12 protein-coding genes are annotated in these 15,200 nt (G+C 43.5%); 10 read left to right on the top strand and 2 right to left on the bottom strand.

The features are described from left to right. Positions 1 to 182 precede the first annotated feature (182 nt). The 4 genes from kynU to kynB all read left to right on the top strand — a co-directional run bounded on the left by kynU (position 183) and on the right by kynB (position 4,606). The gene (kynU, locus tag ASG85_RS27100) at positions 183 to 1,424 is read left to right on the top strand and encodes a kynureninase (RefSeq protein ID WP_414858797.1); all 1,242 of its coding nucleotides are present in this window, start codon (positions 183 to 185) and stop codon (positions 1,422 to 1,424) included. A 29-nt stretch (positions 1,425 to 1,453) separates the two neighbouring features. Then, complete coding sequence (locus ASG85_RS27095; RefSeq protein ID WP_060648307.1) at positions 1,454 to 2,833, top strand: amino acid permease; 1,380 nt, start codon at positions 1,454 to 1,456, stop codon at positions 2,831 to 2,833. Positions 2,834 to 2,891: 58 nt separating this feature from the next. Beyond that, positions 2,892 to 3,740, top strand: coding sequence for a tryptophan 2,3-dioxygenase (kynA, locus tag ASG85_RS27090; protein ID WP_060648306.1), 849 nt, complete (start codon positions 2,892 to 2,894; stop codon positions 3,738 to 3,740). Positions 3,741 to 3,955: 215 nt separating this feature from the next. Further along, positions 3,956 to 4,606 carry an arylformamidase gene (gene kynB, locus ASG85_RS27085; protein ID WP_156396847.1) on the top strand — a complete coding sequence of 217 codons (651 nt, stop codon included), beginning with the start codon at positions 3,956 to 3,958 and terminating at the stop codon, positions 4,604 to 4,606. Positions 4,607 to 4,753: 147 nt separating this feature from the next. Here the strand turns inward: kynB and ASG85_RS27080 are convergent, their stop codons facing one another. After that, positions 4,754 to 5,680 carry a DMT family transporter gene (locus tag ASG85_RS27080; RefSeq protein WP_060648304.1) on the bottom strand — a complete coding sequence of 309 codons (927 nt, stop codon included), beginning with the start codon at positions 5,678 to 5,680 and terminating at the stop codon, positions 4,754 to 4,756. 171 nt (positions 5,681 to 5,851) lie between these two features. Here ASG85_RS27080 and ASG85_RS27075 point away from each other — a divergent pair, with 171 nt between their 5' ends. Both ASG85_RS27075 and ASG85_RS27070 read left to right on the top strand, forming a co-directional pair. Next, the gene (locus ASG85_RS27075) at positions 5,852 to 6,751 is read left to right on the top strand and encodes a LysR family transcriptional regulator (RefSeq protein WP_060648303.1); all 900 of its coding nucleotides are present in this window, start codon (positions 5,852 to 5,854) and stop codon (positions 6,749 to 6,751) included. Positions 6,752 to 6,962: 211 nt separating this feature from the next. After that, positions 6,963 to 8,648, top strand: a complete 1,686-nt coding sequence (locus ASG85_RS27070) for a glycoside hydrolase family 2 protein (protein ID WP_060648302.1) — start codon at positions 6,963 to 6,965, stop codon at positions 8,646 to 8,648. Between the two features lie 187 nt (positions 8,649 to 8,835). On the opposite strand, the gene ASG85_RS27065 is transcribed toward ASG85_RS27070, so the two are convergent. After that, positions 8,836 to 9,504 carry a GntR family transcriptional regulator gene (locus ASG85_RS27065; protein WP_235550231.1) on the bottom strand — a complete coding sequence of 223 codons (669 nt, stop codon included), beginning with the start codon at positions 9,502 to 9,504 and terminating at the stop codon, positions 8,836 to 8,838. Between the two features lie 375 nt (positions 9,505 to 9,879). Between ASG85_RS27065 and ASG85_RS27060 the strand changes: the two genes are divergently transcribed. From ASG85_RS27060 to ASG85_RS27045, 4 genes are read left to right on the top strand one after another with little or no spacing between them, the layout of a single operon-like run. Beyond that, positions 9,880 to 11,100 (top strand): cystathionine gamma-synthase family protein, encoded by a 1,221-nt coding sequence (locus tag ASG85_RS27060; RefSeq protein ID WP_060648301.1) that lies wholly within the window; start codon positions 9,880 to 9,882, stop codon positions 11,098 to 11,100. A gap of 16 nt (positions 11,101 to 11,116) precedes the next feature. Then, entirely contained in the window at positions 11,117 to 12,166 is a 1,050-nt protein-coding gene (locus ASG85_RS27055) for a homoserine dehydrogenase (protein WP_060648300.1), read from the top strand. 39 nt (positions 12,167 to 12,205) lie between these two features. Further along, on the top strand, positions 12,206 to 13,651 hold the full coding sequence (locus ASG85_RS27050) for an aldehyde dehydrogenase family protein (RefSeq protein ID WP_082562414.1): 1,446 nt from the start codon (positions 12,206 to 12,208) through the stop codon (positions 13,649 to 13,651). Between the two features lie 60 nt (positions 13,652 to 13,711). Next, positions 13,712 to 15,127 carry an amino acid permease gene (locus tag ASG85_RS27045; protein WP_057305678.1) on the top strand — a complete coding sequence of 472 codons (1,416 nt, stop codon included), beginning with the start codon at positions 13,712 to 13,714 and terminating at the stop codon, positions 15,125 to 15,127. Positions 15,128 to 15,200: the final 73 nt, after the last annotated feature.

Below are 15,200 nucleotides of genomic sequence, written 5' to 3'. Positions count from 1 at the left end.
CTAGGATATAAGGATTTCTCTGAAAAGGAAAGATTTGTTTAGATTGAATCGTCTGGATAATAATATTGACACCATGTCATATTCATTGATATGATGTCCCTAGAAAAGTGATTTTAAATAAAGAAGGGGATGATACGGTGCTTTCAAATTTCTTTCAACCTACATTAGATTTCGCAAAACAATTGGACATAGAGGATAACCTTTCGCGTTTTCGGGAAGAATTTTATTTACAGCCTGATTCCATCTATATGGATGGGAATTCATTGGGGCTGCTTTCGAGAAGAGCTGAACGAACACTTTTGGAGTCTTTAGCCGATTGGAAAGAACATGGCATCGATGGATGGACACAAGGGAATCATCCATGGTTTACCTTATCGGAGAAATTAGGCGAGATGAGTGCACCGTTAGTAGGAGCTTTTCCTAATGAAGTTATTGTAACCGGTTCCACGACTATAAATTTACATCAACTTGTTGCTACTTTTTATAAGCCTCAAGGGACACGTACCAAAATTTTGGCAGATGAACTAACGTTTCCATCTGATATTTATGCTCTTCAAAGCCAACTTCGCACCCATGGATACGATCCAGATACCCATCTCATCCGTGTGAAAAGCCGGGATGGCCGATTTTTAGAAGAAGAGGATATGATCGAGGCTATGACCGATGATATTGCTCTGATCATCTTGCCTACCGTTCTGTATCGCAGCGGTCAAATCTTGGATATGAAGCGATTAACGGCAGAAGCTCATAGAAGAGGCATTTTAATCGGATTTGACGGATGTCATTCGATCGGGGCGATCCCGCATTCGTTTAGCGAATGGGATGTTGACTTCGCGTATTGGTGCAATTACAAACATTTAAACGGCGGACCTGGCTGTGTTGGCGGTTTATTCGTAAATCGTAAACATTTTGGAACTAACCCTGGATTGGCTGGATGGTTCGGGTCCAGAAAAGATAAACAATTCGACATGGAACATACATTAACACCAGCTGAATCAGCGGGAGCCTACCAAATTGGAACGCCCCACGTATTAAGTCTTGCACCTTTACTAGGATCTTTAGAAATTATTGCAGAAGCCGGTATTGCGAATATTCGCCAAAAGTCTCTTCAAATCAATCAATATTTAATGAACTTAATTGAACATGAGTTAGCAGATTATGGGTTCGCCATTGGAAGTCCCAGAGAAGACGTACGTCGCGGAGGTCATGTGAGCCTTGAGCACGGAGAAGCTGCGCGCATTTGTAAGGCTTTGAAAAAAAATGGCGTGATACCGGATTTCCGAGCGCCAAACATCATTCGTCTTGCTCCGGTTGCGCTGTATACTTCTTACGCAGAAGTTTGGGAAGTCATACAAATTCTCAAAAAAATCATGGCAGAAGAACAATACAAACTATTTCATAATGAACGTGAAGTTGTTGCATAAATGCCTTTGACGAAAAAGGGGGATGAAATATGACAGATAAAGATACGCAATCGAATAATGGAGATGAAATAGAGAGTGGGCTAAAGCGTGATTTAAAAACAAACCAGCTTATGATGATTGCCATGGGTTGTGCCATCGGGACGGGATTGTTCCTAGGCAGCGGGCTAGCCATCAAAACAGCAGGTCCAAGTGTATTGTTGAGTTATGGAATAGGCGCATTTATCGTATTGTTGTTAATGGGATGTTTAGCGGAAATGACGGTCGCTCATCCTACTTCGGGATCTTTTGGAACGATTTCTGAAAAATACATCAATCCCATGGCAGGATTTCTTGTTCGTTATTCATATTGGATTGCCAATGTTCTTGCTATTGGGGTAGAAGTAAGTGCAATAGCTGTTTATATGAAATACTGGTTTCCGACTGTGCCGGAACTCGTATGGATTTTATTGTTTGCCACTTTGCTAATATATATAAATGCCAAGAGTGTTCATATATTTGGTACTGTTGAGTATTGGTTCTCTATGATAAAAATAAGTGCAATTGTCGGCTTTATTCTTCTTGGATCTTATATCCTATTTGGAACATCCGGACAGTCAAATATCGGACCCGGAAACTTAGTGAATGATGGAGGTTTTTTACCCTTTGGCTGGTGGGGCATGTGGGTAGCTATCTTTATTTCTTTATTCAGCTTTTTGGGAACAGAAATGATAGCGGTTACAGCTGGAGAGTCAAAAGACCCCGATGTAGCCGTACCTAAAGCATTGAAATCAACCGTGTTCCGTTTGTCTACCTTCTATGTTTTGACAATTGGTATCATGCTAATGATTGTTCCTTGGAAATCAGCGGGGATCGATAAAAGTCCATTCGTAAAAGTAATGGAAATCTTGAATGTTCCAGGAGCATCTGGAATCATGAATTTTATCATTTTAACGGCTGCTTTATCGGCAATGAACAGTCAACTGTATGCTTCAACACGTATGATGTTCTCATTATCACGCGGTAATCATGCCCCTGCCTTTTTGGGGAAAATTAATAATAAAGGGGTTCCAGTCAGCGCTCTTGCTGTTTCTACACTTGGGATTTTTATTGCCGCAGCAATTAATGCAATACTCCCAGATTCATCCTATGCATTGATGATGGGAATTTCCATGTTCGGAGCTATATTCACTTGGCTTATGGTGTTCATTTCTCATTTATTTTTCAGAAGAAAGTGGGAGAAAATGGGTGGTCGCCATTTGCCGGTGAGAATGCTTGGTTTTCCCTATTTAACGATTCTGGGAGCGGTTCTTCTACTTAGTTTAATGATTTCTACATGGTTTACAGGTTTTAAAATTATGCTTCAATTTGGGATTCCATGGTTACTGTTTCTGTCTGCTGCTTATTTCGTTTGGAAAAAAAGGAACAAGTAATCATCATGCCGTGCAGCAAACTGTTGGATTTCTCTTACGAAGAGAGGGGCGTTACAGAATGAATAATAATGAACAAAACAAAAGTATGGGGCTCGAAAAAGAAATTCAAACAGATTTTAGCAAAGCGATGTCTTACGGAGATTATCTCCATCTGGATAAGATTTTATCTAGTCAACATAGATGTTCGGATCACCATGATGAAATGCTTTTTATCATTATCCACCAGGCAAGTGAGTTATGGATGAAGCTCATTTTACATGAGGTGAAAGCGGCAACCCAGAGTATACGCAATAACGATTTGGAACCATCATTTAAAATGTTGTCCCGCGTTTCGAGAATTCAGCACCAATTGATACAGTCATGGAGTGTCCTCTCTACGTTGACGCCGGCCGAATACATGGAATTTAGAGATAAACTGGGCCAATCTTCCGGGTTCCAGTCTCATCAGAATCGTTTGATTGAATTTGCGCTAGGCAACAAGAATGTCCATACGTTATCCGTATTTCAACATCAGAGCGATCTATACGAGCAAATGCAGCAATCTCTTCATGAGCCAAGTATTTATGACGCGGCTATCAATGCGCTTGCATTGCGTGGATTACCTATTGATCAAGAAGCACTTAACAGGGATTGGTCGCAAAACTATCAACCAAATGCCAGTGTAGAAGAGGCGTGGCTGACCGTTTACCGCAATGTCGAGCAATATTGGGATTTATATGAGCTGGCAGAGAAACTAGTGGACATTGGAAGTCAACAGCAATTATGGCGTTTTAATCATATGACTACCGTGGAAAGAATTATTGGTCATAAACAAGGAACAGGCGGCTCATCAGGTGTTACTTATTTAAAAAGAGCTCTGGATCAACACTTCTTCCCGGAGCTATGGAGTTTAAGAGCGAAGCTATGAGTTCGTGTTTAAAAAGTCCGCTTTCAGAACCGAGAAGGTTGGACGATTTCCGGAGAAGGAGGAACGGAGCGTAGAGATTTGCTACGTGAGTACCGGACTTCCCGGATTCGTTCAAGATTCGATGCCGATTTTACTTCTAGAATGACTTCGTTATCAAAGTGGACTTTTTAAACAACCTCTATAAGAAGAAATCGGAAGAAATGGAGGTAATATGCTTGGGGACATGGATTGATATTTCACAGCCGCTAGACAAAAAGGTTGCAGTCTGGCCAGGAGACACACCCTTCTCATACAAAGTGAATTGGAGTAAAGAAGAGAGTGGATCTGTCAATGTAGGTCAAATTAACATGAGTGTACATACTGGTACTCATATAGATGCACCTTTTCATTTTGATAATGAGGGAGAAAGAGTAATTGAACTGGATCTTGATTTATATATTGGACCTGCCCGTGTCGTTTATTTGCCAAACTATACATCTATCGGAGTGGGTGAAATATCCGGTATAGATCTAAACGGGATTACCCGTCTGTTAATTCGTACAGATGCATGGAAGGATCGGTGCGTGTTCCCACAAACAATTCCTCACCTCCTACCAGAATTAGCGGCTCATCTTGCAGAACTCGGTGTTCGTCTAATTGGTCTTGATTTGCCGTCCGTAGATCCATTAGATAGTAAAGAACTATTAGCCCATCATGAACTTGCCAGTCATGGCATTCACATCTTGGAAGGGCTTGTCTTAGATAATGTTTTACCAGGGGATTATGAATTGATAGCCCTCCCATTACCATTAGTTGAAGCCGATGGAAGTCCGGTACGTGCCGTGTTGAAGAAACTCCCTTCAAATGAATTGAATCGGCGTAAATAGAAAACTGATATCTGCAAATTTTCTGGTTTGATTATGCTGCGAAACTAGTTATGCGAACGAGAAACGATAGTTGAATAAAAAACTATAACACGGCTACCGGCATGGATCGGTAGCCGTGTTACGTTATCGGGAAGAAAGTGAAATTCCTTAAGCCATGCCTGTGCGCCGTTTGGTTATCGTTTTGGTTTTTGCTCCTCTCGCCCGATCCATCAGGTTAGCCGACAACAGCATGCCCACAATGACGATAACGCCACCTACGATTTGGGAGACCAGCAATTCCTGACCAACCATCACAGATATGATAGCGGTGAAAATCGGCATCAAATTCATTGTGATGCTGGCTTTGCTCGGTCCAAGCTCTTTAATGCCCTGGTTCCAGAAGAGGAATGACCCGATGGAAGGGAACAAACCCAAATAGATGATACCTGTAATGCCGAAAGCGGTGATGTGCTCTTTATGTAAAGGCTGAATAAACAGCAGCGGGAGCATGCAAACGACGCCAATAGAAGCTGTAAATGCAACAAATGTAATCGGAGGAAGATGCTGCACTCTTTTGCTGATTATCGAATAGATGGCCCATAGAAATACCGCTACCAGCAGGATGCCGTCTCCTTGGTTATAATGTGTGCTAAATACACCAAGCAGATGCCCTTTCGTCAATACCGTGAGTACACCTAGGAAAGATAACACCAGCCCCACTCCCTGCCAAACGGTAATTTTGTCCTTCAGGAACAGCAAGGATAACACGATCATGACCGCCGGAGTCAAACTGTTGATCAGACTGCCGTTTGTAGATGAGGTGTGCTGGAGTGCCGTGTAGGTAAGAAGCGTGTAAGACACGACGCCTACCAGCGAGAAGAATAACAGAATGCCCCAGTTGTTTTTCCAAATCTTCAGCCAGTTCGGTTTCTCCACCAGCTGCGCAATCGGAATCAGCACCACGGCCGCAATCGCCCAACGCAAGAAAGAGGCCCAGATTGGATGGAAATCGGACGTAACCGATTTGCCGAATATCAGATTACCAGCCCAAAACAGATTCGCCAATACTAGAAAAATCCAGGCTCTTGTTTTCATAATCAGACTCCTATCCCATTGTATTCCAGGTCACAGCTCACTGCAGCAGCGTGTTTAAGGCCTGGTAAGTCTCTCAACAACATGTTCTTTCTCTTGTTCTATTATCATGATACAATAAGGTTTATCATAAATGAAATGAATATAAGTCATGAAGGAGATAACAAAATTGATATGAACAAATCTCTGTTACAGTTGATCGTCGCTATTTCGGAAACCCGAAACTTTACGACTGCCGGGGAAAAAATGAATATGACGCAGCCGGCCGTCAGCCGTGCGGTCACTTCCCTGGAACGTGAGCTCGGGGTAACATTAATTATCCGAGATCGGCGTCACGGCGTTGCGCTCACGCCAGTCGGAGAGCGAACTGTTCGGATTTTCCGGGAGATTCTTCAAGGATATGACAAAGTCGACCAGGAAATCGCCAAGGAAAAAGGACTGGAAACCGGCTGCGTCCGCATCGGCGCCTTCCCGGTAGCGGCGTCTTATTTTGTTCCGAAACTGATTAGCCAAATCAAACAGCATTATCCAAAGCTGGAGTTTAGCATCGTGGAAGGTACCATTGCGGATGTGCAGGAATGGCTAGATAACCGGCAAATCGATGTTGGATTGCTCATCCCCTCGGATAAAACCACCGATTCTTTCCCTCTTTACCGGGAAGGTATTTATGCGGTCATGAGAGGCGATCACCGGCTAAATGGGAAGAATATAATCCGCCCTGAAGATTTGCGGGAGGAACCGATGCTAATCTGTAAAGCGGGTTATGAACCGCCTGTCCTGAGTTGGTTTGAAAGTGCGGGGGAGACACCAAAGGTGAAGTACATTCTCTACAACTACAGAACCGCGCTTCAAATGGTTCTTGCAGGCGAGGGTTTGGCGGTAATGTCTGAGCTGTCCCTTTTGGACCGTCCTCAAGGCCTCACGCTAAAGCGTCTGTCTCCCCAGGCCTACCGGGATATTCACATAGCCACCGGACCCGTAGAGGACTGCACCATTGCGGTAAAATTGTTTATCGAGGCAGCTCAGAAAGTGTTCCCTTTTCAAGCTGAACATGAGCCCTTGATTGAAATTTAAGCTTTTCTCTCCTCTAGGCTATTGTAAGACCATTTCTGATTTTGTTCTCGATGTCCGCATAGGAAATGCTCAGGTACCAGAGGGCTGCTTATTTCGCTTACATTTTCAAAAGGCATTCGGTTGTACACCTCAAGAGTTCAGGGACTACCGCTAAAGCATTTATTCTATAGTTGACTATATCAAATAATCAAATAGAAGGAGCTGCGCTAATATGTTACGACTTTTCCCGACAAATCAAATCCGTCAGGTGCAAGAATTGGAAGGCGATTGGGATTTTCAACCGATTGAACAAAACGAAGGTATTCCAAGGGACTATCATTACCGGCTACCTGTTCCGGGTTGTTGGGAGATGCATCCTGAATTGTTGACCTACCGGGGGAAAGGTGTCTATCGGAAGATAATCACCTTACACGAAACAACATCGGTCAGGTTGCTTTTCAAGGGTGTGAGTCACACAGCAGTTATCTATTTTGACGGAGAGGAGGTTGGGTTTCATTATAACGCTTATACTCCTTTCACAACCAAAGTTATCACGGATGCTGCTCCTGGCAGCCATGAAATCGTGGTCGTCGTTGATAATTCTTTTACGAAAGAATCCAAACTTCATTTTGCGAATGATTATTATACGTATGGCGGTATCATCCGGCCAGTTGGAATCGAGTGTATTTCTGATGTCTACATTAACCGTATTCAATTCACACCCTCATGGAAAGATGGGCAGTGGCATGGGGAAGCCAGTGTATATGTGACGAATGCCAGTCGCAATCCTACTGAGGTTGAGCTCAAAGGTACGCTCGGGGAATTCGCGCTGCAATGGAAGAAACAAATAATCGCATCGGGTGAAACATCCGTTTTCCGTGTCTCAAGCGCATTTCCGAACGTAAAGATTTGGTCCAACAAGACACCAAATATGTATTTGGTCAATGTACAACTATTTAGAGATGGGAATAAGAAGCCTTCTGATGATTTAATTGAACGGATCGGTTTCCGCGAAGTCACGACCTTCAACGGTAAAATTCAAGTAAACGGGGAGGATATTATTCTAAAAGGGTTCAATCGTCATGAGGATCATCCTATGGTTGGCGCTGCTTTCCCGTACCAGCTCATGGTACAGGATATGGAGCTCATGCTGGAAGCGGGATCCAATGCCGTACGGACAAGTCATTATCCGAATGACGAACGCTTTCTGGATTTGTGTGACGAGCGCGGAGTCTTCGTATGGGAAGAAAATCATGCCAGAGGATTTCAACTCGATCATATGCTGGATCCCCAATGTCAGGAGCAATGTATGGTATGCAATCAAGAAATGGTTGAAAATCATTTTAATCATCCAAGTATTATTATGTGGGGAATTCTGAATGAATGTGCCAGTAACACGATAGAAGGGAAAGAGTTATACCGTCAACAGCTGGAACAAATCAGAGGAATGGATCGATCCCGCCCGTTAACCTATGCTACCCATCATCGCGAGCAAGAACTATGCTTCGATCTGGCAGATATCGTCTCATTTAACCTCTATCCAGGATGGTATACGAATGAGGATCCGGGTGAACTTAGCGACAAAGCCAGGAAATGGGCGGATGAGCTCGGTGGACTCGGCAAACCCATGATTATGAGTGAATTCGGCGGTGATGGATACTACGGGCTGCGTGATCCCAACAAAGTACGCGGTACGGAGGAAAGACAGGCTGAGATCATTGAGCAAAATTTGGCGGCATATACGTCTAAACCTTATATATCCGGTATGTTCATATGGCAATTTTGCGATTGTAAAGTGGTAGAGGATACAGGATGGCTCTTATCTCGAGCAGGGACACAAAACAGTAAAGGCATCGTGGACAGATACCGCCGGCCGAAGTTGGCGTTTGAAATAGTGAAGAAGTATTTCCGGGAATAAAATGAAACGGCATTCAGTGACTCTTAATAGAGACTAACTGAATGCCTTATTTACATTAGAAAGTCTGGTGCGAAAAGGTGTAATGTGCGGCCGCAAGCAGAACATTATCCTGAGCTGTATGCCAAATAAGCCTATTCAGCATTGTCTTTGACAGCTGAGTAGGCTTATTTTATTCAAAAGCATTTATCTAGATCATATCCGTGTAACTAATTTGCCAATGAACATTTTTCACGAAATCTTCCATAACTGCTTTATTTTTTTCTTTGAATAATTGGATCATTTGTCTATGTTCCCTATTCATTTGCCCCAGTACCGAGAACAGTTTTGGTTTGTCGTCGCTTAAATACGTTTGTCTAACAAAACTGTTTTGCAGTGTTTTAAGCATGTCAATTAAAGTGCTGTTGTTGCATTTATGAAGGTATACGTTATGAAATTCGGTCTGGTAGAATTGATAATCAGTGTAGCTTTCTTCTTTAATTGATGTTTCGATTTTATCGGCGATCTCTTCCATTCTTGATATCTCCTCATCGGAGATATGATCGATGGATAATGTGGCTGCCAATGCGTCCAATGTGCCAATGATTTGAAAAACGTCAAGTTTCTTCTTGGTATCCAGTTCTTTTACAACAAATCCTCGACGTGGCAAGTATTCTAAATAGTTTTCGGAGGCCAACTGTATGAGTGCTTCTCGTACTGGAGTCCTGCTAACTTCAAGTTTTTCGCAGATGGAGAGCTCGCTTAACTTTTGATTGGGTAGAAGAGTTCCATTTTGAATGCGCTCGGCGATGTAAGTATAGACGTGGTCTTTTAACGACTGATATTTATTTTTATTAATAGTACTTACCTCCTGAATCACGATCAGAAAATACAATATATTATATAATAGGTATTTTGATTTTATCATTGAACATCTTTTTATACAAGTAATCCCATCTATGTCATCCTCATGTGAGCAAATAGGTTGAAAGGGCTAAAATTCATATTGAAAAAACAATTCTGCAATGGTAGTATAAATTGTATACAATATACAAAATACATTTTGTGAAAATTAAAACCGATAAAGTTAAGTTGTTTATGCATGCTTTTGAAAGAGAGGTGTAAAGTAGTAATTTGAGTAGTTAAAATACGAAGTATTATGTATACAATATTAAATATACAATATAATCAAAAAAGTTTGATTTCGTACTTTCATTTTTTTGCGGCATGGAAGTCAAACGAAAGGTGAGAGAACATGAACCAAGAAATCGATCATGTAGAGATCGGCACAAAAGTAGTCTGGGCAGGGGAAAAAGAATTCAGGGCTTTCGGGGCAACCCAAGTACCTGTGGTGATGAGTGTTGCTTACGATTATGACGACGTGGATGAATGGTATGAAACTGCTTTGGGCAATCGACCGGGCTACATCTATAACAGGATGACGAATCCTACTGTTAGGGCATTGGAAGAGAAGGTTAGGATTCTCGAAAGTGCAGAAGCAGCTGTTGGTTTTTCATCGGGGATGGCAGCAATCAGCAGTTCACTTTATACATTCTTAAGACCTGGGGACAGGGTTGTATCGGTTAAAGACACTTACGGCGGGACGAATAAAATCTTCACTGAATTCCTACCTAACATTCATGTAGATGTTACATTATGTACAACTGGCGATCATGCTGAAATTGAACGTGAAATAGCTAAAGGCTGCAAGGTCTTGTATTTGGAAACACCCACAAATCCTACGCTGAAGATTACGGATATCAAACGATTGGCTAAGGCGGCAAAAGCAGCAGGTGCCTTGGTGTTGGTAGATAACACGTTCGCAACGCCAATTAATCAAAATCCGCTGAAGCTGGGGGCAGATATCGTTATTCACAGCGCTACGAAGTTTTTAAGTGGGCATGCGGATGTGCTGGGGGGAGTGGTCTGCGGGGCAAAGATACTGATGGATCAAGTGTACCATTATCGCGAGATTAATGGGGCTACGATGGATCCATGGTCGGCTTATCTCATTCTAAGAGGAATGAAAACTTTGAAGCTTAGGGTTCAGCAGCAAGCGAGAAGCGCTATGGAGATCGCTAAATTTATGCAGACACAAAGTCTTGTAGAGGCCGTTTATTACCCTGGTTTGGAAACGCATACAGGACATGAGATTGCTAAAGAGCAAATGAGAGGATTTGGCGGTATTCTGAGTGTTGTCTTAAAAGATGAAATGGAGGCCATCAAGATTTTGCTTCCCAAGCTTAAATATGCCAATAGAGCGGGAAATCTGGGTGCTGTTGAAACCATATATGGACCCGCCAGAACGACCAGCCATGTGGAGTGCACGTTGGAAGAAAGGAAGTCGCTGGGGATTTCGGAAGGTCTTCTTCGGATCTCGGTAGGGATTGAAGACACGGAAGATTTGATTGAGGACTTGCGGCAAGCCTTGGCCTATTTACAATCAAAGCTTCCTGTATGTGAGAAAATCAACTAATTCAACGAGGTGAACTATGGAGCATAATGAGCATAAGATCGCATTGCTTGGCTTTGGCGTAGTCGGCCAGGGTTTGGCGGAAATTCTTCTGGACAAAGGGCATACCTTATCGCAGGAGATTGGCTTAAACGCAAAAGTCGTAGCTGTTTCGGATCTCATGAAGGGTTCCCTTTATCATCCGAACGGATTGAATCTTTCACAAGTTCTTCGTGTTGTTAAAGAAACAGGAAAGCTCGATGGATATCCCGATGAACCTGGCCTGATTCGGGGACTGGATAGTTTTCAGACGATACAGGAAACCAATGCGGATACCGTTGTAGAATTAACCTTCACGGATGTCAAAACGGGTCAACCGGCGATTGATCACTGTAAGGCCGCATTCGAGAGTGGAAAAAATGTGGTGATGAGCAATAAAGGACCGGTAGCCTTGGCCTATCAGGAGTTAGCCGCATTGGCTCAAAAGAATGGCGTCCGTTGGGGATATGAAGGAACAGTCATGAGTGGAACGCCTGCCTTACGTATGCCGATTGTTTCACTCGCAGGCAATACGATCTACGAAATCAAGGGAATATTGAACGGGACGACCAACTATATGCTGACGAAGATGGAAGAAGGTATGAGCTATCGGGAAGCACTTGCTGCGGCCCAAGCATTAGGCTATGCGGAGGCAGACCCGACTAACGATGTAGAAGGTTATGACGCCCAGTACAAAATTACGATTCTCGCTAATATCGTAATGAATGCTCCGCTTAAGAGAGAAGACGTGACTTGTGAAGGAATAAGCCATCTGACGCCAGATGACATTCAAAGGGCCAGGGAGGAAGGAAAACGCTGGAAACTTATTGCAACCTGCAAGCGAGATGGCGATAGGGTGATTGCGAAAGTAAGTCCCGAGGCTCTGCCATTAACGGATCCCTTGGCAGCTGTTGGAGGAGCGATCAATGCCATTACGTACAATTGCGATTTAGCCGGTCCGATTACACTTATTGGAGCGGGAGCGGGGCGAAAGGAAACAGGTTTTTCTATCTTAATTGATTTGATCAATATAAGCCGTAGCCAGCTTTAAGAGGAACGTTTTACAAATAAACCATTAGAGGTGACTGGGATGCTTATGGAAACATTGACAAAGAGAAAACAAATGCTTTTGGCCGGTGAATGGGTATTTCGGGAAAAAACCATCGATGTGTTCGATCCGCAGGATAATAGTCTGATCGCAACGGTTCCTTCTGCATCCGCGGAAGATATGCATTATGCGATTGAACAGGCAAAAGAGGGTTTTCGTATTGCAGCGGCCATGCCTGTTTATGAACGAATCGCTATTTTAAATCGGGCGGCGGCTTGGATTGAAGAGCATACGGAAGAGTATGCAGTTACGATCGCCCGGGAAGGCAGCAAGACGATTCGCGAAGCGAGAAAAGAAGTCAGGCGCTGTATGGAAACGCTACGCATCAGTGCCGAGGAAGCAAGACGAATCCATGGAGAAACCATTCCGTTCGACCAAATGCCTGGAAGCGAAAACCGTATCGGATATTATTATCGATTCCCTATTGGCGTAATCGGGGCAATCACCCCTTTTAATGATCCGCTGAATTTGGTTGCACATAAGGTGGGGCCAGCCATTGCAGCGGGCAATGCCATTATAGTCAAACCTTCCCTTGCGACTCCCTTAAGCGCATTTATGCTGGCAGAAGCACTTGTTAATGCGGGGCTTCCTCCCAAAATATTGTCCGTGATTACGGGAGAAAGCCGAGAAATCGGCGATGTATTGGTGACACATCCGGATGTACGGATGATTTCCTTTACGGGCGGACTTGAAACAGGCAAATCCATTATGCAAAAAGCAGGGCTGAAAAAAATGAGCATGGAACTTGGCTCCAACTCTCCTGCCATTGTATTGAATGACGCAGATTTACCCAATGCTGTCGCCTCTACTGTATCCGGAGCATTCTGGGCAGCAGGTCAAAACTGTCTTGGTGTACAACGGATTTACGTACAGGAAGGCGTCTATGAGCAATTCGTCTCGGAATTCGTGTCGCAAACCAAACAATATCGCATCGGAGATAAGCTTTCAGAGCACACGGACATGGGACCGCTTATTAATGAAAAGGAAGCCAAAAGGATCGAAAGCTGGGTCAATGAAGCTTTGGAAAAAGGCGGTAAATTACTGTGCGGCGGCATTCGCGAAGGTGCCTTCTACTATCCTACCGCCATGGAGAGCGTTCCGACAGATTGCAAATTAGCAAAAGAAGAAGTCTTCGGGCCCGTTGTCACTATTTACCCTGTGTCTGATCTTGAAAGCGCTATTCAGCAGGCAAACAGTGTGGATTTCGGCTTGCAGGCAGGTATATTTACAAAGGATTTGGAGAAGGCTTTTATCGCGGTTCGTCAATTGGATGTAGGAGGCGTCATGATCAATGATAGTTCCGACTATCGCATTGATGCTATGCCTTTTGGCGGTGTGAAAGGATCGGGATTGGGAAGGGAGGGCGTTAAATTTACCGTTCATGAAATGACCGAACCGAAAGTGGTATGTGTAAAGCTATCCAATTAAATGGGAATCCGGTCTCCCGGTTATTTCCGCCAAAATTCCTTCTCTTAAGGAGAGATCAGAATGAGTAATGCCGACAACCAACGATCTGAATTGAAACGCTCGATGAAGAGCAGACATTTATTTATGATATCACTGGGAGGGGTCATTGGTACTGGGGTTTTTCTAAGTACTGGTTATACATTAAACCAGGCGGGTCCCGGAGGTGCTATGTTAGCCTATTTAATTGGTGGACTGATTATGTATCTTGTCATGCTTTGTTTAGGTGAGTTGAGCGTAGCAATGCCTGTGACAGGTTCGTTTCAGTCGTATGCAACGAAATATATCGGACCGGCGACCGGATTTACCGTTGGATGGCTTTATTGGCTAACTTGGGTTGTAACAGTTGGATCTGAATTTACGGCGGCAGGACTTTTGATGCAGCGTTGGTTTCCGGATGTTTCTGTTTGGATATGGAGTGCAGTTTTTGCCGTTTTGCTTTTTCTATTAAATGCCCTTTCTGCCCGTTTTTTTGCGGAATCTGAATTTTGGTTTGCTGGTGTGAAAGTTATTATTATTATCTTGTTCATTATTTTGGGTGGGGCTGCCATGTTCGGCTTTATTCACATGCAAGGAACCGAATCAGTACCCATGTTATCCAATATTTTCAACCAAGACGGTCTGTTTCCTAACGGGTTTCTTCCCGTGTTGTTCGTAATGATTTCGGTAAACTTCGCCTTCTCCGGCACGGAATTAATCGGTGTGACCGCAGGGGAAAGCGAGAACCCAGTTCGAGACATTCCCAAATCCGTTAAAAACGTGATATGGCGGACCATGCTGTTTTACATCGGGGCGATATTCGTTCTGGCTGGTCTTATCCCTTGGAGAGAAGCGGGAGTCATTGAAAGTCCTTTTGTTCTTGTTTTTGACAAAATAGGTATTCCTTACGCTGCCGATATTATGAATTTTGTTATTCTTACCGCGTTATTATCCGTAGGAAATTCTGGTCTGTATGCTTCCACTCGAATGTTATGGGCACTCTCCCAAGAAAAAATGATCAGTCCGGCATTGGGGAAAGTGACAGCTAGAGGGGTACCGCTAAATGCGCTAATCCTAAGTATGTTGGTTGCTTGCGTGTCTCTTTTCTCCAGTGTGATTGCGGCCGATACCGTTTATTTAATTCTCATTGCGATTTCCGGATTTGCCGTAGTAGCTGTTTGGATGGCTATCGCAGCGTCGCAGTTCATGTTTAGAAGACAATATCTGAAAGAGGGCGGGCAACTCGGAGAATTGAAATTCAAGACGCCGCTATATCCGATCGTGCCGATTGCAGCCTTCATCCTGTGTTTGATCTCTTGTATCGGGCTGTATTTTGACCCTAGTCAACGAGCAGCTCTTTATTATGGCATTCCATTTGTCGCTTTATGTTACTTGTATTATTATCTGAAAAATAGGAGCAAGAGCAAGGTGATAGAGCAACGGATTCAGCCTATTGAATAGACAACGGATTGAAGAACACTCGCATTTAAAGAGGACAGTCAAAGGAGAGAAATACATGGTTGCAGCTGCATCG

This window comes from Paenibacillus sp. Soil724D2 (assembly GCF_001427935.1).
Lineage (GTDB): Bacteria > Bacillota > Bacilli > Paenibacillales > NBRC-103111 > Paenibacillus_E.
The sequence above is the reverse complement of the archived record's forward strand: the minus strand, read 5'-3'. Positions and strand labels throughout refer to the sequence as shown.